The 22,538-nt window shown below is 40.4% G+C and carries 17 protein-coding genes, 1 pseudogene and 1 CRISPR repeat array; of the genes and pseudogenes, 13 read left to right on the top strand and 5 right to left on the bottom strand.

The features are described 5' to 3' along the window. The first annotated feature begins 19 nt into the window (after positions 1 to 19). A complete protein-coding gene (locus tag LEP1GSC058_RS20570; RefSeq protein ID WP_016548826.1) occupies positions 20 to 340 on the top strand; it encodes a DMT family transporter in 321 nt (106 codons plus the stop codon). Next, positions 327 to 497 carry a DMT family transporter gene (locus LEP1GSC058_RS20575; RefSeq protein WP_269571698.1) on the top strand — a complete coding sequence of 57 codons (171 nt, stop codon included), beginning with the start codon at positions 327 to 329 and terminating at the stop codon, positions 495 to 497. Before LEP1GSC058_RS20570 ends, LEP1GSC058_RS20575 begins: the two co-directional genes overlap by 14 nt. Here the strand turns inward: LEP1GSC058_RS20575 and LEP1GSC058_RS06995 are convergent. From LEP1GSC058_RS06995 to LEP1GSC058_RS07005, 3 genes are all read right to left on the bottom strand, one after another. After that, positions 494 to 1,246 (bottom strand): enoyl-CoA hydratase/isomerase family protein, encoded by a 753-nt coding sequence (locus LEP1GSC058_RS06995; RefSeq protein WP_016548790.1) that lies wholly within the window; start codon positions 1,244 to 1,246, stop codon positions 494 to 496. The two genes, LEP1GSC058_RS20575 and LEP1GSC058_RS06995, sit on opposite strands and share 4 nt — an antisense overlap. 116 nt (positions 1,247 to 1,362) lie before the next feature. Next, positions 1,363 to 2,724 carry a PP2C family protein-serine/threonine phosphatase gene (locus LEP1GSC058_RS07000; protein WP_016548908.1) on the bottom strand — a complete coding sequence of 454 codons (1,362 nt, stop codon included), beginning with the start codon at positions 2,722 to 2,724 and terminating at the stop codon, positions 1,363 to 1,365. A 244-nt stretch (positions 2,725 to 2,968) separates the two neighbouring features. Next, positions 2,969 to 3,376, bottom strand: coding sequence for a GFA family protein (locus tag LEP1GSC058_RS07005; RefSeq protein ID WP_039948134.1), 408 nt, complete (start codon positions 3,374 to 3,376; stop codon positions 2,969 to 2,971). 308 nt (positions 3,377 to 3,684) lie between these two features. Here LEP1GSC058_RS07005 and LEP1GSC058_RS07010 point away from each other — a divergent pair, with 308 nt between their 5' ends. The 11 genes from LEP1GSC058_RS07010 (at position 3,685) to cas2e (ending at position 18,387) form a co-directional block, all read left to right on the top strand. Continuing rightward, entirely contained in the window at positions 3,685 to 5,088 is a 1,404-nt protein-coding gene (locus LEP1GSC058_RS07010) for an MBOAT family O-acyltransferase (RefSeq protein WP_016548792.1), read from the top strand. Next, a complete protein-coding gene (locus LEP1GSC058_RS07015; RefSeq protein WP_016548889.1) occupies positions 5,088 to 6,032 on the top strand; it encodes a hypothetical protein in 945 nt (314 codons plus the stop codon). The genes LEP1GSC058_RS07010 and LEP1GSC058_RS07015 overlap by 1 nt, the downstream gene beginning before the upstream one ends. A 467-nt stretch (positions 6,033 to 6,499) precedes the next feature. Further along, the gene (locus LEP1GSC058_RS07020) at positions 6,500 to 9,331 is read left to right on the top strand and encodes a DEAD/DEAH box helicase (RefSeq protein ID WP_016548811.1); all 2,832 of its coding nucleotides are present in this window, start codon (positions 6,500 to 6,502) and stop codon (positions 9,329 to 9,331) included. Between the two features lie 30 nt (positions 9,332 to 9,361). After that, positions 9,362 to 12,145, top strand: coding sequence for a CRISPR-associated helicase/endonuclease Cas3 (locus LEP1GSC058_RS07025; protein WP_016548795.1), 2,784 nt, complete (start codon positions 9,362 to 9,364; stop codon positions 12,143 to 12,145). A 3-nt stretch (positions 12,146 to 12,148) separates the two neighbouring features. Further along, entirely contained in the window at positions 12,149 to 13,768 is a 1,620-nt protein-coding gene (gene casA / locus LEP1GSC058_RS07030; protein ID WP_016548880.1) for a type I-E CRISPR-associated protein Cse1/CasA, read from the top strand. Further along, positions 13,765 to 14,316 (top strand): type I-E CRISPR-associated protein Cse2/CasB, encoded by a 552-nt coding sequence (gene casB / locus LEP1GSC058_RS07035; protein ID WP_039948135.1) that lies wholly within the window; start codon positions 13,765 to 13,767, stop codon positions 14,314 to 14,316. The genes casA and casB overlap by 4 nt, the downstream gene beginning before the upstream one ends. A gap of 26 nt (positions 14,317 to 14,342) precedes the next feature. After that, on the top strand, positions 14,343 to 15,482 hold the full coding sequence (cas7e, locus tag LEP1GSC058_RS07040) for a type I-E CRISPR-associated protein Cas7/Cse4/CasC (protein WP_016548769.1): 1,140 nt from the start codon (positions 14,343 to 14,345) through the stop codon (positions 15,480 to 15,482). A 1-nt stretch (position 15,483) separates the two neighbouring features. Continuing rightward, the gene (gene cas5e, locus LEP1GSC058_RS07045; protein WP_016548750.1) at positions 15,484 to 16,218 is read left to right on the top strand and encodes a type I-E CRISPR-associated protein Cas5/CasD; all 735 of its coding nucleotides are present in this window, start codon (positions 15,484 to 15,486) and stop codon (positions 16,216 to 16,218) included. Next, positions 16,199 to 16,993: a type I-E CRISPR-associated protein Cas6/Cse3/CasE gene (gene cas6e / locus LEP1GSC058_RS07050; protein WP_016548835.1), complete on the top strand. Its 795-nt coding sequence runs from the start codon at positions 16,199 to 16,201 to the stop codon at positions 16,991 to 16,993. The genes cas5e and cas6e overlap by 20 nt, the downstream gene beginning before the upstream one ends. A gap of 151 nt (positions 16,994 to 17,144) precedes the next feature. Further along, positions 17,145 to 18,029: a type I-E CRISPR-associated endonuclease Cas1e gene (cas1e, locus tag LEP1GSC058_RS07055; protein WP_039948152.1), complete on the top strand. Its 885-nt coding sequence runs from the start codon at positions 17,145 to 17,147 to the stop codon at positions 18,027 to 18,029. Next, a complete protein-coding gene (cas2e, locus tag LEP1GSC058_RS07060; protein ID WP_039948136.1) occupies positions 18,010 to 18,387 on the top strand; it encodes a type I-E CRISPR-associated endoribonuclease Cas2e in 378 nt (125 codons plus the stop codon). The genes cas1e and cas2e overlap by 20 nt, the downstream gene beginning before the upstream one ends. 38 nt (positions 18,388 to 18,425) lie before the next feature. Further along, positions 18,426 to 19,492: direct repeats of the CRISPR family, unit length 29 nt; unit sequence CTATTCCCCACACACGTGGGGATGAACCG. 178 nt (positions 19,493 to 19,670) lie between these two features. Here the strand turns inward: cas2e and LEP1GSC058_RS07065 are convergent. Beyond that, positions 19,671 to 21,095, bottom strand: a complete 1,425-nt coding sequence (locus LEP1GSC058_RS07065; protein ID WP_016548799.1) for an MATE family efflux transporter — start codon at positions 21,093 to 21,095, stop codon at positions 19,671 to 19,673. A gap of 122 nt (positions 21,096 to 21,217) precedes the next feature. Continuing rightward, a pseudogene (locus LEP1GSC058_RS20470) lies at positions 21,218 to 22,155 on the bottom strand (IS3 family transposase); the annotation flags it as partial. Positions 22,156 to 22,538 lie beyond the last annotated feature (383 nt).

Raw genomic sequence — 22,538 nt, forward strand, 5'->3', positions numbered from 1 at the left:
GGTGGCTCGGAAAACCGAAATGCAAGACTTGTCATATATGAATCTATTCATTCCCGTCTTCTTCGCACTTTTGTCCGGAATCGCGATGTCGATGCAACCGGGCATTAACTCCATGCTTGGAAAAAGCGTTCAAAGCCCTTGGATGGCATCTACGATTTCTTTTTTTATAGGGACTCTTGCGTTATTCGTATTTGTGGTATTTTTAGGGGAAACCAAATCGGTCTCTTTTCTATCCGAAGCGATCAATAAAAACCCTTGGTGGATTTGGACGGGAGGATTATTGGGCGTACCTTGTAGTAACCTCCGCTCTAGTATTCGCTCCAAAATTGGGGGCGACTAGTTGGATCGCTCTTTTTCTAGTCGGACAGGTAACTATGTCAGTTGTCCTTGAACGATACGGAATTCTCGGTTTCCCCGAAAAGCCGATCTCAATAACCAAAATCATAGGATTAAGTCTTTTGGTTTTAGGAGCTTGGCTCGTCAAAAAGGACGGTTAAGCGTTTTGCTTAACCGATTTCGCATATTCCTGGACTCGCAATAGAAACGCAGGATCATCCAAAAAATGGGCAAACTCGTCGAACTCCTTTTTGAAATTCGAATATAAATCACCTATATAATAATTATTTGAAATACTTTTCAAGATTTTCGTTAGCTTTTGATTCCATTGGGATATTTTTACCGCAATTTTCAAGGCATGCTCTAAAATATCGCTCCCTTCATATATTTCGTCCACGATTCCTAGGGAAAGTAATTGGGACGATCGAATCGGATCTCCCTTTAAAGTCAAGGCCAAGGCTTTGGAAGGACCTACTTTTCGAGTCAAAGTAGTTAAAAGTGGAGGTGCGCCGAATCGGATTTCAGGGCGAAATAGCAGCGCTTTCTTCTCCGAAATGATATAATCACCGCATAACGCCAGATCAAAACCCCCCGCCGAAGCAAATCCCTTTAAAATCGTTATCACCGGTTTGGGAAAACTATAAATCGCATAATGATATTCTAAAATTCTATGACGAAAGGACTCCAATCGAGTCTGAACAACTTCCTCCAAATCGTACCCGCTGGAAAAATTCTTGCCTTCGGCAGTCAAAATAATGGCTCGAATATCCTCTCTATCTCCGCTTGAGTTAAACACAAATTCCAACTCGTCCCTAATTCGAATATTGAGGGCGTTGTTCTTCTCCGGACGATTCAACTTGACTATCAGGATATTTTCCCTAGTTTCCGATTTTAAACATTTTAATTCCATAAGTTATAGACTCCTGCAAAATCATATTACGACGAATGAATCGACGACGGCAAACAATTCCTTCTTTGATTGCGTGGAGATCAAATACGCAATTCGATCCTAGCGCTAATAACAATTCACTTACTATCGTATCTTCGTAAATAGTCCATACAAAGTAACGCGATATCGTCTTCCGCATGTCGGCCGTTTTGAAATTCTTGGAGATCGGATAATAGAGTTTCCAAGAATTCATTCGGAAAAAGATTCGTTTTCTTTAATAAAAGTTCGAATAACCGTCCCTCTCCGTAAAATTGACCCAAGCGATTCTTAGCCTCCACAAGTCCGTCGGTGTATAAAAACAATCGATCTTCGAATTGCAAACGAATCGAGCTGGAGCAATATTTCCAGTCCGGCTCCACGCCGAGGAAAAAAGTGTTTTCCGTAATCAATTCATAAATTCGGTTCTCGCTTTTCCTCACGAGCAATGAAGCTGGATGTCCAGCGCTGGAATAAGTAAGAGTTCCTTCTGCATTCAGAATGCAGTAAAAGGCGGTTACATACATTCCTTGATTCTCCAGCATTCCGTATAAGGACTCGTTCACGATCTTCAGAAGGAACGCAGGATCTTCCTGATCCCTATAATGATTGCGAAAGGCCGCTTTAGTCATCATAGTCACCAAGGCAGCAGCAACTCCATGCCCGGAGACGTCGGCTATAAATAGGCCGATCTTATCGTTTTCCAATTCTACAATATCGTAAAAATCACCCCCGACCGTTTCCAACGATAGGTATCTTGCCGAAAGGCGAAGAGGAGAAGATTCGAATTTTCTTAAATCAGGAAGAGTGTCCCTTTGAAGACGGCGGGCCAAAGTTAAATCAACCGCTTGCATTGTGTGAAGGCGTTTTAGAATTCTCTTATTTTTTTTTGTTTGAACCAAATGTCTCGTTAATTGCTCTCCCATTTTTTTAACGCTATCGGAAGCCCTAACGAGCCAAAAATGGATGAACGCATACGAAGCCATGAATATCGCAATGGCCGATATATGGGAATCGAAGTAGGCCCTCTTCCAGAAAAACAAAGGAAGCAAAAAGGAGAAAAAATACACTGCGTACCATAAAGTCAAATACCGACTCTTTGCGAGACCTAAAACCGGCAATTCGATTGCTATCACGAAGACGATCATGGCGGCAAAATAATCGGGAGCCAGGTATGTAAAATAACCGTAAAATACCGGAAGGGGCAGAGATAGATTCAAGGCTCGATTGGCCCAAAGAACCGCGGACCAACGCCCTGTAACCATTTTAAAATTGCAAAAAAGGGCCACTGAAATCGTATAAACGAAATTAAAAATTACGAATGCTGGATGCGGGGTCTCGACCGTTACGATCAAGTATCTCAAGATTAGCCAAAATACCGCCACGCCGAAGGCTCCCTGAAAAAGAGAGGACGTCACCTCGCTACGTAAAGTTTTTTTAAACTGATCCAAAAATGTCGGCATACGACCGCCACATAACCGAGCTGGCGCTTCTCTCGGAAAAAGGCCCTACATTCTTGGCCGCTTTTATTATCGGGTCAATCCAAAAATCGATCTTTGATCCGCTAAAGAATTTCCGACGGTCTTTCCTTTCTGAAGACCATTGCGAAAATCGATAACATGCGTGTTTTTCCCTTTTTATCAAGCTGCAATCCGCTTTACGGCAGAAATCCCATTTCAGTCGGATAAGGGATTTCCGCCCGGCAAATTAAAGATGACGGAACTCCGTCGGCTGGTTTCGCCAATTATTATTTAGACCGTCCGCATACCAAAGCGGAGCTTCGATCAATTCGGAAGGTTCGGCAGAATCTAACGTACTTAAATAAATGCTCACAAAATCGCCGCCGATTTCTTCTATGTGTCCTTTCGAGAATGTTCTCACTCCGCAGTTCTTGCAAAATCGATGGGTTGTGCTGTTCGTATTAAATCGATACGATCCGAGATTCTCCTCGCCGCTTAACAAACGAAAGGCGGAAGGTTTTATGATAGTCGACCAATTTCGAGTTTTTCTACAAAAAGAGCAATTGCATCGGCCGGTCCCCTGACTTAGATCGATATCCGCTTCGTATTTCACTGCTCCGCAGTGACAACTTCCCTTGTATGTTTTGAGAGCCATATATTTTTCCTTGCTAATCCGGATTGTGCGATTTTTTCGAAATTCTTAAACTTCGAATTTAAATCGCCCATGATTCCTAACTATTAACTATTCCAGTATAACCGGAATAGATGCCAAGATTTGTCATATTTAAGAAGGCGTAAAAAACATTTAAAGAAAAACAACTCTTCTACTATCTCTAAAAAGTGTGTTGACATAGTGCAGATAAAAAATTTCATAATAGAAGCTTTTCATTTATTCCTTTGAACTAATTGCAACTGCGCGAACAGAGCGTTTACTAAAAATTCCGATAGTTGTCTTTAAATTTTATGCTATTTAATTCAATTGAATTCTTAATCTTTCTCGTTATCGTATTCATTTTTTATTATGCTCCGTTTAGCTCCGAATATCAAATCCAAATAATAATAATTTCCAGCTTAATTTTTTACTCATTCGGCTTCCCCATACTAGTGTTCTTATTATTTTCCTCTTCGGCGATAAATGCCGGGACCAGCTACTTGATCACCTATGGCAAAGAATCGATTAGAAAGAAGATAGCGATTTTAGGCGTACTAACGAATCTAGGCTTATTAATTTTCTTCAAGTATAGCGGCTTATTGGCGAAAACCTTTTTTATAGACGATACTTCGCTCGGTAAGTTTTTAATCTCAATCCCCCTCCCTGTCGGAATCTCATTCTTCACGTTCCAGGGAATAAGCTTATTAATTGATGTCTATTCTCAAAAATACTTTCCTCGACAGGAAGTCGTAGAAAAGACTTTCAAAAATCATTTCAGTAACGTAATATTCTTCATCTCTTTTTTCCCGCAGTTAGTCGCTGGCCCGATCGTAAAAGCTCATGATTTCCTTTATCAGATTGATAGGAAAAAATTCACCTCGATTAAATGGGAGGAAAGCTTCAGAGCTATTATTATAGGATATTTCTTGAAAACCGTAGTTGCCGACAATTTAAGACAATTTACATTCTGGATTCAATTCCCTTATTTCGATACGAAATCGTCGTTTACTTTACTAAGCTTGTTGTTCGGATACTCGTTTCAAATATTCGCGGATTTTGCAGGATACTCATCTATCGCGATCGGCATTTCCAAGCTTTTTGGCTACGACTTAAAGGTGAACTTTCTATTTCCTTATATCTCCACGTCGTTTAAAGAATTCTGGAAGCGTTGGCATATTTCACTGTCATCGTTCTTAATGGAATACTTATACATTCCGCTGGGCGGTAATCGAAAGGGACGCTGGAGAACTTACCTGAATCTTATGCTGACCATGTTTATCGGAGGGTTATGGCATGGAGCCGCCTGGAGCTATGCTCTTTGGGGTTTAGTCCACGGTGCGGCTTTAACAATAGAAAGGGCATTCAATCTGGATTCCATCCGTCAAAATTGCAGAATATACAAGATATCTTATGGTCTTATAGTCTTCTTCTTTGTAACGTTTGCTTGGATTTTTTTCCAATTGCCGGATATCAACGATGCGACAAGGCTTTTCCAAGCATTATCGCGTAATTGGTCTTTACCGAATAGTTATGACTTAATAATAAGCATAGTTGTCTATTCGTCTCCGGTGATTCTATATCATATGCATTATCTGATGCGAAGGGCTGGAAATCAAATGTTCGAGAATTTTCAATTTATCGCCTTCGGTACGATGGTTTTTTTAATCATCGTAAACCGCGGTTTTCCCGGCTCTTTTATTTATTTTCAATTTTAATGAAGAATAAAATCATATACCAATCATTCCTATTTTCGCTTTTCCTCTTCCTATCGTATGATACTTTTGTACACCTCTGTAGACCTAATTGGTCGGTCGCCCAGTATCCCCAGCAAGATAACATTATAAAAGCTGAAAATTTTCTATATTCGCCAAAAGAGCACGAAACCATAATCGTAGGCTCGTCATTATCTACTTATCTGAATATGGACCTTTTACCTAATGTCACTAATTTGGCTTTTTCCGGAATGAGCATCTATGAAGGTTTGGGGATATTGCAAAAAAAAGACATCGCCCCCAAGATGATCCTCGTAGAAATGAATGTAATTACGCGCACCCAGGACAAAAAGTTTGTGGAGTCCGTCACGGCACCTATCCCAAGCGCCTTGAAAAGAGTTTTCATTTCCCTTCGTGAGGATAAGCAGCCTTTAGGTATTATTGCCTTATACATCAGACTAAAAATCGGTTCGAGCAAACTGATAACCGAAATAACGAAGATCAGTGACAAGTTCTTCAACATTTTTTCGAACCGAAACATCGGTAGTTTTCAGCCATTGGGCGATAACGCACGATTAACAGAGAAGACCGATGATAAATTCGAGGAATTATTACGACTCCAATCGAAGGACTACGCTAAAATTCCGAATATTGCTTTTACAAACGAGCAATTTACGAATCTCAAAATCATCGTCGATAAACTAGAAGAGAAAGGCGTCAAAGTTGTTTTTTTCGAAATGCCCGTAGATAAGTCGCTTTGCCAAATGCCGAAAGCGAAAGATATTAGAGAAAAATTTTACTCCGTATTTTCGAGAAGCACTTACTCATATATAGATATGCCTGATTGCGAAACGTACAAAACGGCTGATGGGATACACTTGCAAAAAGAGGACGCAAATCGCTATTCGATGCTACTCTACCAGAAAATGGTTCCCTTCCTGAAATAGGCGCATATCTATCATCTTTTTCTAAAATATTTTCAGTTTCGCTCGGATGCGGAGTCGAATTCGATCAATTGCGCCGCTTGACATTAACGCCACTATTTCCAGCGAAAGTGGGCATTTGTTCCCCGCTGTAGGGAGCCGCGAAGGATTTTTAGCATTCTAAATGGCTCTAAATTCGCAGTTAGGCCAATGGAACTTTATAGGCATTCCTTCATTATAAGGGTAAAATTCATAATATTCTCGGAACTTAAATTATCTAAATTCTACTTGAAGGATTTTTTTCTTTTCAATTTTATTTAAAATCGAATGTTACTACTCCATTCTTTGCTAATGTTTGAATATTTCAGGCTGCATGTAAAATCCCGCTTCGAGCCTACAGAGAATATACTGTATTTAGCATGATATATCCCAATTATAATAGTCCAAAGGCGGAACGAAGGGTATCCTACGGTAAAAATGGGAAAATCAGAATGACTCAACAATTGCAACTTGCCGCTTTCCTAATGCCGGATGGATATTTTTGCGAATTCGGCGGAATAACCGAAAATGGTCGCGCCTACCCGATTTTACAACTTTTAAAGAGTCATTCGAATCCGTACAAATTTCGCAATTTGTTCCCGGACGGGCAAAGATCGACGATAGAAAGAATCTTATATTATTCTTATGGAGGAAGATATCGAATTTCCAACCTCAAAGACGCTCGTATCTGGGGGGCTTGCGAACCGCCTCTTCGCATTTACACAAATGACGGTAGGTCGGCATACTTTGCAGGGGAAATTCCTATACGACTCAAACTCGATCGAGATGAGAACGGACTTTATAAAATTCTTATAGAAAGAGACTCGAAAGAAATTCCGAGTGAAAACAGTTATTCGCAAAAATTTGTTTGGCAAAATCCTTCTCCTAATACTGACCGGATCCCGCAAATCATTCCTCTCGGGGAGAATTCCGATGATCAAACCCCTATTTACTATGACGGTCCGAATCTCGAACAGGCAAGACTATTCCAAAAAGTAGGAACAAAAGACATTCCAGGGTCTCGTTTAGTAAAATATAAGAATCTATTGAAGTCGACCGGTGTAAAAGGTGTAGAGTTGATTCCGGAAGTCCACAGAGCTGGACCGGCGCTATGTCTATTCTTAGAGCCGTTTTCTAACGAGTCGCAAGAATTAGGCATACAAGGTAGAATCGGAATTGTTTATGCAAAATACAAAAGGGATTTGTCTCCGCTTCCAAAGAAAAGGAGCAATAACTCTCTTACAAAGGAAGCAAATTTATATGAATTTAGTATCGGTCGAGCTTGGGCGTATGCTTATGCGAGAACGGCTTATTCCGATCATCCGAGTGGAATCGTAGTAAAACGCGTAGTGAAGAAAGAAAAGGCTCTTTTATTGCTCGATCTCCCTCTTAAATACTCCCGTATAACCGGGGAATTTAAAATCTCACATAAAAAAGTATCCGGCTTCTTTACGGAAATTCTTCCGGAGATCCTTAAGAAAAACGTAATTCTTCGCCTCCATCCGGACTTAGAAGGACTTCGGATCCATCGAAAGGCCGATTTTCAAATCAAGCAATCCTCCGGAATCGATTGGTTCGACGGCGAAGTGCGAGTCAAAGGATTAAATTCGTTCGAAAGCGCGGCAGTTTATGCCGCTTGGAAAGCCGGCTCTAAATTCATACGCTTGCAAAAAGCAGGCTGGATCGATTTGAAAAATTTAGGACTCGAATCCTTAGACAAAGGACTAGATAGTGCCGGTATACAACTGGATAAGAATGGGAACGCAAACCGATTCAATAAGGGCCAAGCGATAGCCTTAGAGTCCTTTTCCGATCTGAGAGAGATCAAGACTCTGCAAAAAATCAAAAAGACCCTTTCGGAATCTCCAGGGGCGACCGATCAAATTTTCGCGAAATTCTCGTCTGGACCGGGTTTTCGAGGAAACTTAAGGGACTATCAAAAGAAAGGAGCTCAATTTCTATTACAACTTTACTCCTTAAAAATCGGCGGGATATTAGCGGACGAAATGGGTCTGGGCAAGACAATCCAATGCCTCGCCTTCTTTTCCAGAGTTTTCGAAAGCACCCCTAAGGCTAAAATTCTCATAATAGTACCATTAGCCGCTATCGCGGTTTGGGAAGAAGAATGTAGGAAATTCTTATCGGAAATCCGCTTGCAAGTATGGCACGGACTCGCTCGGAAAAAGTATAAACTTCCCGGTTCCGGAATCGTTCTCACTACCTATCAAACCTTGAATAGAGACATTGAGATCTTTCAAAAATATAAGTACAACGCTACGATCTTAGACGAAGCCCAAAACGTAAAAAATACCTCCACAGATTCCGCCAAAGCAGTGCGCAAAATCAAAACGGATTCCTTATTTTGCTTAACGGGAACTCCGATGGAAAACCATTTAGACGAATTTTGGGCTTTGTTCGATCTTGCCTTTCCCGGACTCTTGGGAAATCTACGCTCTTTCCAAAGGAATTTTTCTCCCGAGGTCCCGAAAGATATAGAAGAACTGCAAAGGCGTACCGGAAAATTTCTACTCCGAAGAAGAAAATCGGAGGTCTTGCATGACCTTCCCCCCAAGACGGAAATTCGCATACCGGCTCCGATGGAAAAACGCCAAGAAAGACTATACGAGAAAGCCCGAAAAGAAGCGATCGAAATCCTGAACCAAGCCGGACCGAATTATATTTTCGAACTTCTTCCTCAGCTTATGAAGCTAAGAAGATTGGCCAGTCATCCGGATATCGGAATGGAAAAAGTCGATCCGTTCCAATCGGGAAAAATTCACCGCTTTCTTACTATGATTCGAGAAGAACTTCCCGAAACGTCATCCGCACTCGTATTCAGCCAGTTCACAGACACTTTGTCTATCGTCAGATCGGCCTTAGACAAATGGAAGATCGGTTATTTTTATCTAGACGGAAAGACTTCGCAGACCAAGCGGGCCGCTTATGTGAAACGATTCCAAAATGGAGAGAAGCGGTTTTTCCTAATCAGCCTACAAGCGGGTGGAGTTTCTCTTACACTCACCAAGGCAGATACCGTTTTCCATCTAGATCCCTGGTGGAACCCTGCCGTGGAAAATCAGGCCAGCGATCGAGCCCACCGCTTCGGGCAAACGCAACCCGTATTTGTCTACAAGCTCTATTCGGAAAACAGCCTAGAGGAACGGGTACTTGAATTGCAGGAAAAGAAGCGCCAATTATTTGCCTCTCTTTTAGATTCCGGCAAGAGTAAGAGTGGGAAAGAATCGCTTATCAGCAGGGAAGAATTACGGGAGCTGATCGAATGATTTGTCCGGGGATGGGGGTATGATGCAAATATGAGTGAAACACGGCCATATCTACATCTCTGGGGAAAGGCAAATAAGGACGAATTCGGCAAGTTGACCTGGCATCCTTTGGTTTACCATATGCTGGATGTAGCGGCCGTGGCCTGGATCTGGTTAGAAGCGGATAAGCAACTTCGTAGAATATTCACCGATCTATTTGGATGGAACGAGTATTCTCTACAAACATTTGGACTTGCAACCGCTCTTCACGACATCGGAAAGGCAAGTTTAGGCTTTCAAAATAAAATCCCAGAGATCGCCAAAGAGGCTAATATCCAATATTCCGGAGCTTTTAACAAGCATTTTGATCACGGAGCATTTGGGGGAGAATGGATCCTAAATAGAATGGAGACAGAATATCCTAATAAAGAAGGTATTTTATTTAACGAAACATTTCAAAACTTATGGAAATCCTCTTGTTGGCATCATGGAAGCTTAATACTTAATTATGAAAATTATTCCAAAGATTCCTATAACGAACCAAAATTTAATCCGAATCAGGGTCTCGAAATTTCACAAAATAGAATTCATTACTTTCGAAGTGAAATTATCAAATATGTACTTGATGCTATTACGGATTATAAGGCGGAAATAAAGACGATCGAAAAAATCTCCGCTTCGGATCTACGTTTCTTTGCAGGTTTTGTCTCAGTATGCGATTGGGTCGGTTCCGATAGTTCTCATTTCACCTATTGCAACATTAGTTTAGATCCGAAAGTATATTTTCATAATGCTAAAGAAAAGGCAAAAGAAGCCTTATCCGAATTTGATTTAATTTCGAAAATACAAAAACCCTTCATGCGATTTCAGGAATTATTTCCCGAAATTAAAACGCCAAGACCTCTTCAGAAAACAATTGAAAGTATAAATTTTACCGGCAAACCTTACCTACTCATCATAGAGGCTCCGACCGGAGAAGGCAAAACGGAATCCGCCTTATTTGCACATTCAAAAGGTTATAATAAAGGATTCTTTTTTGGATTACCTACCCAAGGTTCGGCAAACCAAATTTCCAATCGGGTAAATCGATTTCTAATTCATAACTTAAAAGTGAATCAAAAGGCGATCCTTGCTCATGGAACAGCTTGGTTAAATCGAGAAGTAAAAGAGGACGGGAAATACGGCAGTTCAAAAAATAACATCGAGAATACAGCAGAATCGGAACTGTCCGAATGGTTCTTTTCAAAAAAAAGAACCTTATTAGCTCCTTACGGAGTTGGCACGATCGACCAGGCAATGTTAGCCGCACTAAACGTAAAACATGGTTTTGTAAAACTGTTCGGTCTTTCCGGCAAAACCCTGATCATAGACGAAGTTCATGCATACGATTCTTTTATGCTTCCCATTATAGAAAGGTTACTAGAATGGTGCGCCTCTCTACGAGCTAACGTAATCCTTTTATCCGCAACTCTTCCTTCCTCCATGAAAGAGAGACTTTTATGTGCCTATTCTACCAAGAAATTAATCTTCCAAAGAGACAAATACCCGTTAATAAGTTATATCGAAAAAGATTCCGAAAATCTCTTAGAGCATTCAAATATCCAAACCAGAAAAGAAGAGATCATTTCGATTCAATTTGCAACCCACGAGAAAGGAAATATTTCTGAAATTGCCAATAAAATATTAGAATCGATCCAAAATGAGGGTAATGTTCTGTGGATTTGCAATACGATACAAAAAGCCCAGCAAGTATATTCCTATTTAAAGGATTATAAAACTCAAACAAGTGATACATTCTACTTAAAACTTTTCCATTCCAGATTCAAATTTAAGGACAGAAAGAGCATTGAACAAGAAATTGAATCACTATTTGGTCCTGAAAATTCCAATGAAAAACGATCAAGACCTAAAAGAGGAATTCTAATTGCCACGCAAGTAGCGGAACAAAGCTTAGATATCGATTTCGACTACTTAGTAACGGACATCGCCCCGATCGATTTGCTCTTGCAAAGATTAGGAAGAATTCACAGACATAATCGAATTAATCGTGCCAGTCGTTTTTCTGAACCGAGCGTTTTAATCTTAATTCCCGCTTCTTTAGAAGAATTCAAATCGTTTTCCAGTATGTATTATGAGTTTACTATTGCAAAAACATTAGCCGCCCTTTCAGAAACACCTAAAATCAGACTTCCGCAAATGTATAGAAATTTCGTAGAAGAGGTATACTCAACGAAGATCCCAAAAAAGGAATCGTTCAAATTGGGTGAGATAGATCTATCAATACAAGTTAAAGATTGGAATAATCTATATGATAAGCTTGAAAAAAGCCAGGAGGAACTTGATACCAAAGGTAGCAAAGGCAGAATTCCCTCGGTAAAGACAAATATCGAAGACATCCTTCAAGATACCCTTCTTTCAGAAGAAGATAATGCTTATTTTGTTGCGAAAACGAGAGACGGCGACAGTACATTGCAACTGATTCCGGTTCACTCAAATGAAAATAAATACTTGCTCGATGATACTTTGCAACTTACAGAAAAAATTCCCGAAAAACTCTCCCTTCAACTCCAAAAATTTTTGGCAGAAAATACAATTTCTGTCAGTAGCCCAAGATCATTTGTAAGAAATATCCTTAAATCGCCAACATTCTTAGCCAACGGGTCAACTCTAACGAAATGGCAAAATAAATTGAACAAAATAGGTCCTCTGAAAGGGAAATATTTTATTCTTTTGGACCAGGACAGAACTATATCGCATTCCTTCGGTAAAAATGAGTATCATATTCAATACGATACCGAATTCGGATTAAGAATCCAAACACATCAGGTGAATTAAATCATGCCTCAGAAAAAAGCAGTAGCTAAGAAAAAAACGCAATCAAGAGAAAAAGCAAAGGAGCGGGAACAAACCGATTTTAGTTTCAATCTTTTGACAGAGCCTTGGCTGCCTGTCATTAGTCTGAAAAAAGAAAAACAATTTCTCAATCTAAACGAATTTCTCAAAAACGCTCATACATTAGAACGTTTCGATTTTCCTTTACCAGGTTTAGAAACGGCTGTTATACGATTTCTAGTCGCATTAGTTCATATAGTGGGCGCCCCTGAAACCCTTAAAGAATGGGAAGAAAAACTCTCTAAGGGCAAGTTTGAGGAAGGCTTCATCAAAGAATTGAATGCAAAGTATTCCGATAAACTGGATTTATTTAGCAAGAAAGATCCCTTTATGCAAGAAGCGAACTTGGCGAAATCTGAGGAAGGTATAGATGGAGTAGATAGGCTAATTAGTTTTTTCCCCTATGCTACAAACCAAATTCACTGGAATCATAAATTTGCCGAGCAAAGTGTAAACCTAACAGCTATTTCATGTGCCTCTGCAGTTAGTTTACTATTATTTAGTCATTCAACGATGATGGCAGGTGGAGCAGGCTACAAACCCGGCATTAATGGAGTTCCTCCGTTAATGATTTTATTAAAAGGAACGAATCTATACAACTCTATCTTTTTAAACGTGTTGAATGGAAATTTTGTTAATTCATTATTTGATCAAAAGTATCTAGGAAAAAATACTTCTGCATTTCCGATCTTTAAAAAAGGAGAAATTTCTTCTGAAAAAATCAACTTACAAATGGGACTCCTTTGGAAATCAAGAGACCTATTGCTTATGCCTGAGCGAAGCGAAGAATTCTCCTGCTCTCTATCTGGCAGAAAGAGTAATATATTAATTAAAAATGTGATATTTAATCCGCAGAGCATATTCACTAAGAAGGACTCCTTCTGGCATGATCCAACAATCATCAAAATAGATGCTGGTAGCAAAGGAATAAAAAAAATGACTACCCAAAATAGAGACCTTCCTGCCTGGAAAGAATATCCGTCTTTAATTAACACAAAAGGAAGGAATGGAAATAAAAGAATCTTCTTTCCTCCGTTAGTAATTCAGCAACTATCTACAATCCAGCCAATCAGAAAACGTCCTAAAGGAAATATCATGATATTCTCCTTAGCAACGGATAATAAGGCTAAAATATTCGAAATCAGTGAAAACGAATATTTTTTCAACCCGACATTTATTGATAACGAAGATTCAATCAAAGCAATCGAAGGATTCGTCAATAGCGTAGAACAATTTCAATGGAAATTACAATCGGCATTAAAGATCGCATATAAAATTAGACCAGGCTCAAACATACGTCCTCCTTCATTCGAAGCTGCATATTGGCACGAAATCGGATCTAATTTTGAAGAAGCCTTGGAGCGACTTTCTATCGAAGACGATATCAATCTAATTCAAAACTCCTGGAACGAGCTTCTGGCAAATCATGTTTGGAAAACATTTTACAAACATACAGAAAAATTAATACTAAATCCCAAAAATCTCAAACAATACCAAGCAGGAAATCAGTTTTTGGAAAAACAAATTCAGAATGTATTACTTAAACATAAGAGGAAAGCAAAATGAATACTGCAACTATGGATCGCAACCACGCCATTATTAAGAGAATCTCTGAACTTTCTAATGGTGATCTCGCTGTTCTCAGAAGGTGTAATAAAAACCCTCTCGAAACAGAGAGATTACTTCCTATTCTTGGAAAACTTGGTTTTTTGAATTCTCCCGAACGGTCGCTCGTGGCGTGTCTTTATGCAGCTTACCATGCCCCGGGAGACCAACCTTATACGAATTCGAAATTTAACTTCGGAGAAGCTTTTCAAAAAGCATATAACCCCGATTTAAAAAATGATAAAGACATCAGATTCCGTGGACTTTTAGCTACTACTGATCTAAATCAACTTGCTTACCGTCTGAGACAAGCAACTCGGTTAATTAAATCTAAAGCCGGTCTCATTGATTTCTCCATTCTGTTGAGAGACCTTTATTCTTGGAATTCTGATAATAAATGGGTACAAAGGGAATGGGCGAAAGGATACTATTCTTCTTTCAATAACGATCAAACAACTCCTCCCCAAGAGGATGATCCCTCCTTCGATGATATCGAAGAAAATGAATAGATTTTTACACAATAAGGAAAATGCAAATGTTAATAGAAATTCACATTCTACAAAACCACGTTCCCTCCAATTTAAATAGAGACGATACCGGCTCCGTAAAAGATTGCACTTTTGGAGGAGTGCCTAGGGCAAGAATCTCTAGTCAATGCCTGAAAAGAAGCATTCGAAAGTCAGATTTTTTCGAAAGCGAATTAAAAGAGTATTTATCCAATAGAACAAAATATTTGCCTGAAGAAATTGAAGAGGGGCTAAAGAGAAAATATACTCCAGAAAAAGCAGGAGAAATTGCAAAGAAAATTCAGGGGATAGGATCTTCCTCTGATGACTCCGAGGGAAAGAAGAAACCAAATGAGAAAGAGAAAGCTTTTAAAAAAACCTCGCAACTAATTTTCTTCGGGGAAAAGGAAGTTAAACTAATCATTGCAAATCTACTTAAAAATCAAGATCTTGAAAAGTTATCAACGAAAGATTTATCGCTAAAAGTGCATGAAATAATTACAGAGAACAAAATTAAACCTGTCGATGTTGCCCTATTTGGCAGAATGACGACGCTTGAAAAGTTCGAGGAAGTGAATGCTTCTTGCCAAGTTGCACATGCAATCTCTGTCAATAAACACAACGTTGAATTTGATTATTTTACCGCCGTTGATGACCTCCAAAAAAAATACGAACCTCATCAACAAGGATCTGGACATTTAAGCGAAATCGAATTAACAAGTGCCTGTTTTTACAAATACATTTCTGTGGATTTTGATTCATTTCTTGGTTCCATTGGAAGCGATAAAATACTAGCTAAATCAGCTATTTCTTCATTAGTAAGAGCCGCGGTACTTTCGAATCCGTCTGGAAAGCAAAATTCAACTGCTGCTCACAATCCACCTCATTTCATTGGAATCGAAATCAAAGATAGGAAAGTCCCAGTCAATCTTGCAAATGCCTTTGTAAAGCCGATCGCTCCCGATAGTAAACTTTCTTTAAATGACAAGTCCATCGACGCCTTAGCAAAATATGCAAAGCGAAACCGAGAAGCCTTCTCCTTACCAATGAAAGACCAGGCGCATTTCGTATTTACTGAAGAGGAAGGTTTGGGAGACGAATTCTCGAATCATTCCTTCGTAAAATTGGATGATCTGATCCAATGGTTAGAGAAACATACAGGAGCTTGATATGAAGTATCTCGCACTTCGGCTCGAAAGCTATCTCATGTCGTTTGGAGAAGGTGATTACTGGGATGTTAGAGGAACCGCTGCCTTTCCAACGAAGAGTTCTATATTAGGAATCCTTTCCGCTTGTCTTGGGTTGGATTGGACCAATGAGCAGCAAACAAAGGACATTGTTACTATCGGAGAGTCTCTTTCCTTATCCGTTAGAGAAGACAGTAAGTGTATGATTCAAAGAGATTACCATACAATTTTAGATACGTTGAGGGCAGATGGAAAGCTGAATCCAAATGCAGTACAGTCCTATCGGAATTATCTAATGGATGGTTCATTTACTGCCCTACTTTCTTTCTCAGATCCCAGCGTCTTTGAAAAAGTTAAATCTTCTTTATCAAATCCAGCTTGGTCTATATTCCTAGGAAGAAAAGCTTGCTCCCCAACACTCCCCATATATTGGAATGAGGAGATAGAGGGAGAAAATTCAAAATTAGTCTTTGCAAAATTGGAAACAATTCCGCAAGCGAAGTCAAGAATGCTTGGAATAATCCCAAAGAAGCAATCTTGGGCAAAAAGTGAAAACGATAAACAACCGTTAGCATGTGTCACGGAGGAAAACTTAGAAAGCGATTATAAAAAGTCTCTCATTCGAGATACAGTAGTAAATCCGACATTAAGAGTTTTCGCACAAAGAGAAATATATAAATTTTACGTAGGAGTCCCCGATGTATCTATCCCAACTTAAACTCGATCTCCGAAACCGAATAACACAAAACTGGCTAAAAAATCCTTATCACATTCATCAGAGGTTATGGATGGCGTTTTCGGATGATTTCCAAAAGGGTGATTCTGAATCGGCTCCCTTCCTTTATCAATTCGATACGAATCAAATACCGGGAAGTTCGATTTCGCCAAGAATCTTAGTTTTTTCGACCCAAGCTCCTAATTGGAAGAAAGCTTTTGGCAATTTCTCCGTATTAGAAGAAATTCCAGATAACCGTAGTATCAAAGAAATTTCTCCTTCCTTTATCCGGACCGGGATCAGTTTGCGATTTTCCATTACTGCGAACCCGACTAAAAAGAAAAAAGACTACCGTAGTTTATTTAGAGAAGAATTGAAAAATTATCCGGAAATATGCGATCATTCGAATCAAAACTTGTATTCGGAAGGAAAGGCAAAACTGGAAGAACTGATTAAGACCGTCAGCCATGAGCAAAGAGAGAAATTGAAATCGAAAAAGGTGGGCGTATATAGAGAACAGGAGCAGTTGCAATGGATTGCCAAACGAGGATCCGAAAATGGCTTCGAAATATTGAATGTTATAATTGAGTCGAGCGGGAATAGTAATGCTTTCAAAACAAAAGCAACTGAAAGGCATAAAATCTCCAAAATCCACACCGTTACATTCTCCGGCGTTCTCCGCATAACAAATCCCGAAAAATTCAAAACCGCTTATACAAAAGGAATCGGTTCCGGCAAAGCTTTCGGCTGCGGAATGCTACTATTAGCCAGAATTTAAGAATCTTATTTTATAAATACATAAAATTTACATCATATACCTATTTGGGATAAGACTCTTTCGAAACAAGTATTTGCGGATCGGGAGAAAAACAACTCCGATATATTTTTTGCTAATATATGTTCCGTTCGGTTCCGATGCGTATAACGTCATGGCAAATCGGAATCTCCAGGAACTTCCGAAATTCGAAGACAACTGGTCCTACCTATATTTTGAAAAAGGCAGAATAGACCAGTTCCAAAAGTCTGTCGGATATCATTATTTAGACAAAGTAGTTCCGATCCCGATAGAAACGTTATGTCTTCTTCTACTTGGTCCAGGAACTACGATTACGCATGAAGCGATCAAAAGGATCTCAGAAAGTCGCTGTCTCCTTGCATGGACTGGAGAGGGAGGAGTCCGCTTTTATTCGTCCGGATATACAGGAACATATTCCGCAAGGAACCTTCTTCGCCAAGTTGAAGCGTACGGCGATAAAACGGAAAGAGACAAGGTGATTCGCAGGATGTATCAATTCCGATTTGCAGAAACAATCCCAATTAACTCCTCCATAGAACAAATCCGCGGAATGGAAGGAGCAAGGGTCCGTAAAATTTACAAAGAATGGTCAGAAAAAACGGGTGTTCCTTGGAAAAGCAGATCATACGACCAGAATAGCTGGGACTACAGTGATCCGGTAAATCGGGCACTATCTTCGGCAAATGCTTGTTTATATGGAGTGGTCCACGCAGCTATTTTACAAGCAGGCTTTTCTCCTGCTATAGGCTTTGTTCATACGGGCAAACAACTTTCTTTCATATATGATATAGCTGATCTATACAAGGCGGAGTTAACTATTCCCCTATCTTTTAAGATCGTCGCAGATGATACAACGAATGTCGAAAGAAGAGTTCGATTTGCATGCAGAGATATATTCAAGCAAAGTAAATTATTGAAACGAATTATTCCGGATGCTAAGGAGTTGATCTATGGTGGTATTGATCCTGGAGAGGGTGAAGATTTCACAGAGGGGAGAGATGTCGCGATTAGCCATTGAATTAAAACCCGGTGTCTTTGTCGCAACCGTAGGAGCAAGAGTTCGCGACCAAATCTGGAAAAAAGTCTGCGAAGAATGGAAATCCGATGCCTTAATGTTGTATTCCAGTAATACGGAACAAGGATATGTAATCCGTTCCAACGGGGATCCTTCAAGAGAAATTGTAGAATTTGAAGGCCTATTGTTAATCGCGAAACCGGATCCAAAGGCGAATCACCGGGAAGCCGAAGCGGCTACGGAAACTGATAGTAACGGTGACGGATCACCCGCTCCATCTCCGTTCTTAAGCCTCGAAGAATTCTTTAAAGAAAGGGCGGATTCGCTTCGCTCTGAATTGGACCATAACCCAGATAATTAATAGACATAATACATCAATTTGCTATACAAATTCTTAGCCTATTCCCCACACACGTGGGGATGAACCGAAAAGGGACGAACCACTTTTTACGAAGTCATGCTATTCCCCACACACGTGGGGATGAACCGGAACTTCCGAACACCCCGTTTGGATATGGTGCCTATTCCCCACACACGTGGGGATGAACCGTGGTGAAATGTTTTTTAAGCGAATCGACCATTCTATTCCCCACACACGTGGGGATGAACCGAGGCGGGTGGAATCGATTCCATTGACTGCCAGCTATTCCCCACACACGTGGGGATGAACCGATCCACCTTCTCGATAAGTCGAGAGATTTTAACTATTCCCCACACACGTGGGGATGAACCGTCGACCTTGACTTCCAATAACCCGATCGATTCCTATTCCCCACACACGTGGGGATGAACCGGTCCAATTCATAATGATCTTCTGTAAACTCGTCTATTCCCCACACACGTGGGGATGAACCTTTCGGATAATATCCGTTCAGATATACGGACTTTCTATTCCCCACACACGTGGGGATGAACCGTCTTATCGATTTTGGATACGGATCAGAAAAGCCTATTCCCCACACACGTGGGGATGAACCAGCTAAATTTCCTAACTTAAAATTGATATCAAACCTATTCCCCACACACGTGGGGATGAACCGTGTCATCCCCTACCAATCCCGCAACCGTTCAACTATTCCCCACACACGTGGGGATGAACCGCATCTTCTTCCTCCTTCGTGATCGAATGCTGACTATTCCCCACACACGTGGGGATGAACCGAGTAGCTACGCTTTTCAGAAGCGTCTTCTCGCCTATTCCCCACACACGTGGGGATGAACCGGGGGTGATAGGATGAGTAGAGATAGAGTTGACTATTCCCCACACACGTGGGGATGAACCGCGCTGTGACTTCAATCCCTTTCGACCCTCTTCCTATTCCCCACACACGTGGGGATGAACCGGAAATGGAAATCATAATTAAATATGATTGAGGCTATTCCCCACACACGTGGGGATGAACCGCGAAATCCCAAGTTCTTGAAGTGCGTATCTTACTATTCCCCACACACGTGGGGATGAACCGGTCAACGAAAGCGTTTATCTTTCTGCTCCAGCCTACTCCCTACACATGTAGGGATGATGTGCACAATTAGAGGTTCCGATGGTGTTCGATAAAATAAAAAAGCCAGAATATATCCATCCTGGCTTCCAGTAAGGTCTCTCGTACAAACACTATAACTGCGAATCTATTCAAGGATGGATCAAACCTTCGAAGTTTTCCACCCACCTTTCCGGAATAACCAAAGAGTGAACAATCCCACAGAAGTTTCCGTGATCATACTTGCCCAAAATACTCCAGAGTATCCGTAAGAAAGAACCTTCGCCAAAACATAAGCAAATGGAATTTGAAACACCCAAAAGAAGACCAGATTGATTAACGTAGGAGTGGTAGTATCCCCTGCTCCGTTAAAGGCTTGAACGCTGACCATCCACCAAGCATACACAAAATAAGAATAGGATACTATCCCCAACCACTCAGAACCGATAGCGATCACTTTGGTGTCATCAGTAAAGATCGACACAAGAGATTCTCTGAAAATAAAATAGCAGATGGAAACTCCGACGAGAAAAATCATATTCCATACTCCAACAATCCAAACGGATTGCTCTGCGCGATCAGGTCTCTGAGCTCCTAAATTTTGACCAACTAAAGTCGCTACTGCATTCGACATTCCCCAAGAAGGCATAAGAGTAAACATCATGATCCGAAGAGCGATCGTTGCTCCAGCTACAGCCTCACTTCCAGAGTCAGAAATAATTCTCACAAGAAAGATCCAAGAAGTCATTCCTATAATAGTTTGCCCAATTCCACCGATGGAAGTATGAACGATATCAGAAATAATTTCCCAGTGAATACTGATTTGTGAACGAAGCACTCTAATATGATTTCCACCTTTTAGAAGCAGATAGATTTGAAAAAGAACTCCGACTCCTCTTCCGATATTTGTAGCGATAGCGGAACCTTCAATACCCATAGCTGGGATTGGCCCAAAGCCGAAAATAAAAATCGGATCCAGGATCATATTGAGACCATTAGCAATCCATAAAACTCTCATCGCAATTGCCGCGTCACCTGCGCCTCTAAAAACCGCATTCAGTCCAAACAAAAGCATGATTACGATATTTCCGCCGAAGATCCATTGTGTGTAACGAGATCCATGCTCTACGACCCAAGGATCTCCACCCATGAGTATAAGAAGATCTTTCGCAAACCAAACTCCGAAAATAGCGAAAGGTAAAGAAACAAGAATGGAAAGAAAAACGGATTGAACTGCAGCAATGCCGGCTTGCTCCTTATCACCTTCTCCGATCCTTCTTGCAATGATCGCAGTCACTGCAGTGGACATTCCAATCGCGAGAGAATAAAGAAGAAATAAATACGTTTCCGTTAACCCAACCGCTGCGACTGCAGAAGGACCTAAAGCTCCCACAAAATAAATATCAACGACTGCGAATGCAGACTCCATGACCAATTCTAAAACCATCGGGACAGAAAGCAAAAAGACTGCCTTACCGAGCGAAATTTGCGTATAATCCGCCTCCGTTCCCGTAAGCGCTTTTCTTAATTCCTTCCAAAGGGAGGTTCGTTCTAATTCTAACTTTGGGTCTTTTTGTATCGCGTCCATCTATGCACCTTTGCGATCAAGTTCTGATCGATCTATAAATAAAAGCAAGGCGCTTTATTGAACGAAAATATTCTGTTCGTCTATACTATGTTCGGTTCGTAACTAAAATCTCTGAAAAGATATACAGGGCGTTCCCAACAATTATCCTTTCTACTGTTACTCCTTCTGATTTTACTTTCTATTGGAAGTTGTCGAGTTTCCTTCGAACAGTCGTTAGATCCTCGGTCTGAATGAAAGGTTAATCCTTTGGGAGGATTTCGAATTGTATATCCGCTGCAAAGGGCCTTGCAGATTAATTGAGAATCATTTTTTGTCCCTATTGACCAGCCTACAACCTTCCGAGAGTATAAATCCAAAATCACTCAAAGATAGATCCAACCGAAAGAGGACCGAAGGTAAGTGACGTCAGAAACCGATACTTCATTCTTTCTTAAACGTTTAAATCTTCTGCCTACTAAATCAGGAGCTATTCGACCAGAGTGCTTCGAATCCGTAGTAGATGGCCTAAAGCTTTTCTCTTGTTTTCCCCTTATATCGCAAAGTTTTATTACTTTACAAACCGACCGCACTCCGTAAGAAGAATAAACCTTCTTCACCTCTTTAAAAAGCCTTATAAAACCATAGTTCTTATCATGCCTTAGCCAGACCTCATAGATGAATTTTACAAACTCTGGATCATGCTTTTCTAACGCATTCTTGCTTCGTTTCATGAATTCATAGAAGCCTGATTCTCGAGACTCCTAATACTCTTGTCATACCCTTACTCGGACCGATACGCTTCCATAAACTCTAATCGAGATTTTGTTCCTTCGAAAGCATGGCTGAATACTTTTTTAAAATCGCATTCTCTTCCTTAATTCCTCACTCTCTTTGATTTGTTTATCTGTAGGATGGTTTTGTCCTTCTGACTTCTTCATATATTCAGCCTTCCATTGTCGTAAAACGAAATAGCTGATTCCTAACGATTCTGTTACTTCTTTTATTGTGAGAGAGCCGGTTAATATTCGTTTTATCGCTTGTTCTTTAAACTCCGGAGAGAGTATTTCCCTTTTTGACTCATCGCTTTCTTTACACCTCGATTCGAACGAAAACGGTGTCCGGTTTTATGTGACTAGGCTAAGTCCCCAATCATCAGCATCGACACAAGACGTAGCGATAGCAAACCCGCCGGAGCTAGGAGCATCTGGCGGCCTCTTTCTTTTTCTCGAAACAAATAGAAAGTGATCGATAAAATAAAAAAGCCAGGATATCGTATCCTGGCTTCCAGTAAGATTACTCTTACAAACACTATAACTGCGAATCTATTCACTGAATCATCATCTTGGATGACTGTTGGCGTTTTACCATTGAGCAAGAAGTAAGTCTTCCTCAATACTTTCGTAATATGGTCAAGCCTCACGACCTATTAGTATCACTCGACTCAATATGTTACCATACTTACAT

It is taken from the genome of Leptospira fainei serovar Hurstbridge str. BUT 6, assembly GCF_000306235.2.
GTDB classification, from domain to species: domain Bacteria; phylum Spirochaetota; class Leptospiria; order Leptospirales; family Leptospiraceae; genus Leptospira_B; species Leptospira_B fainei.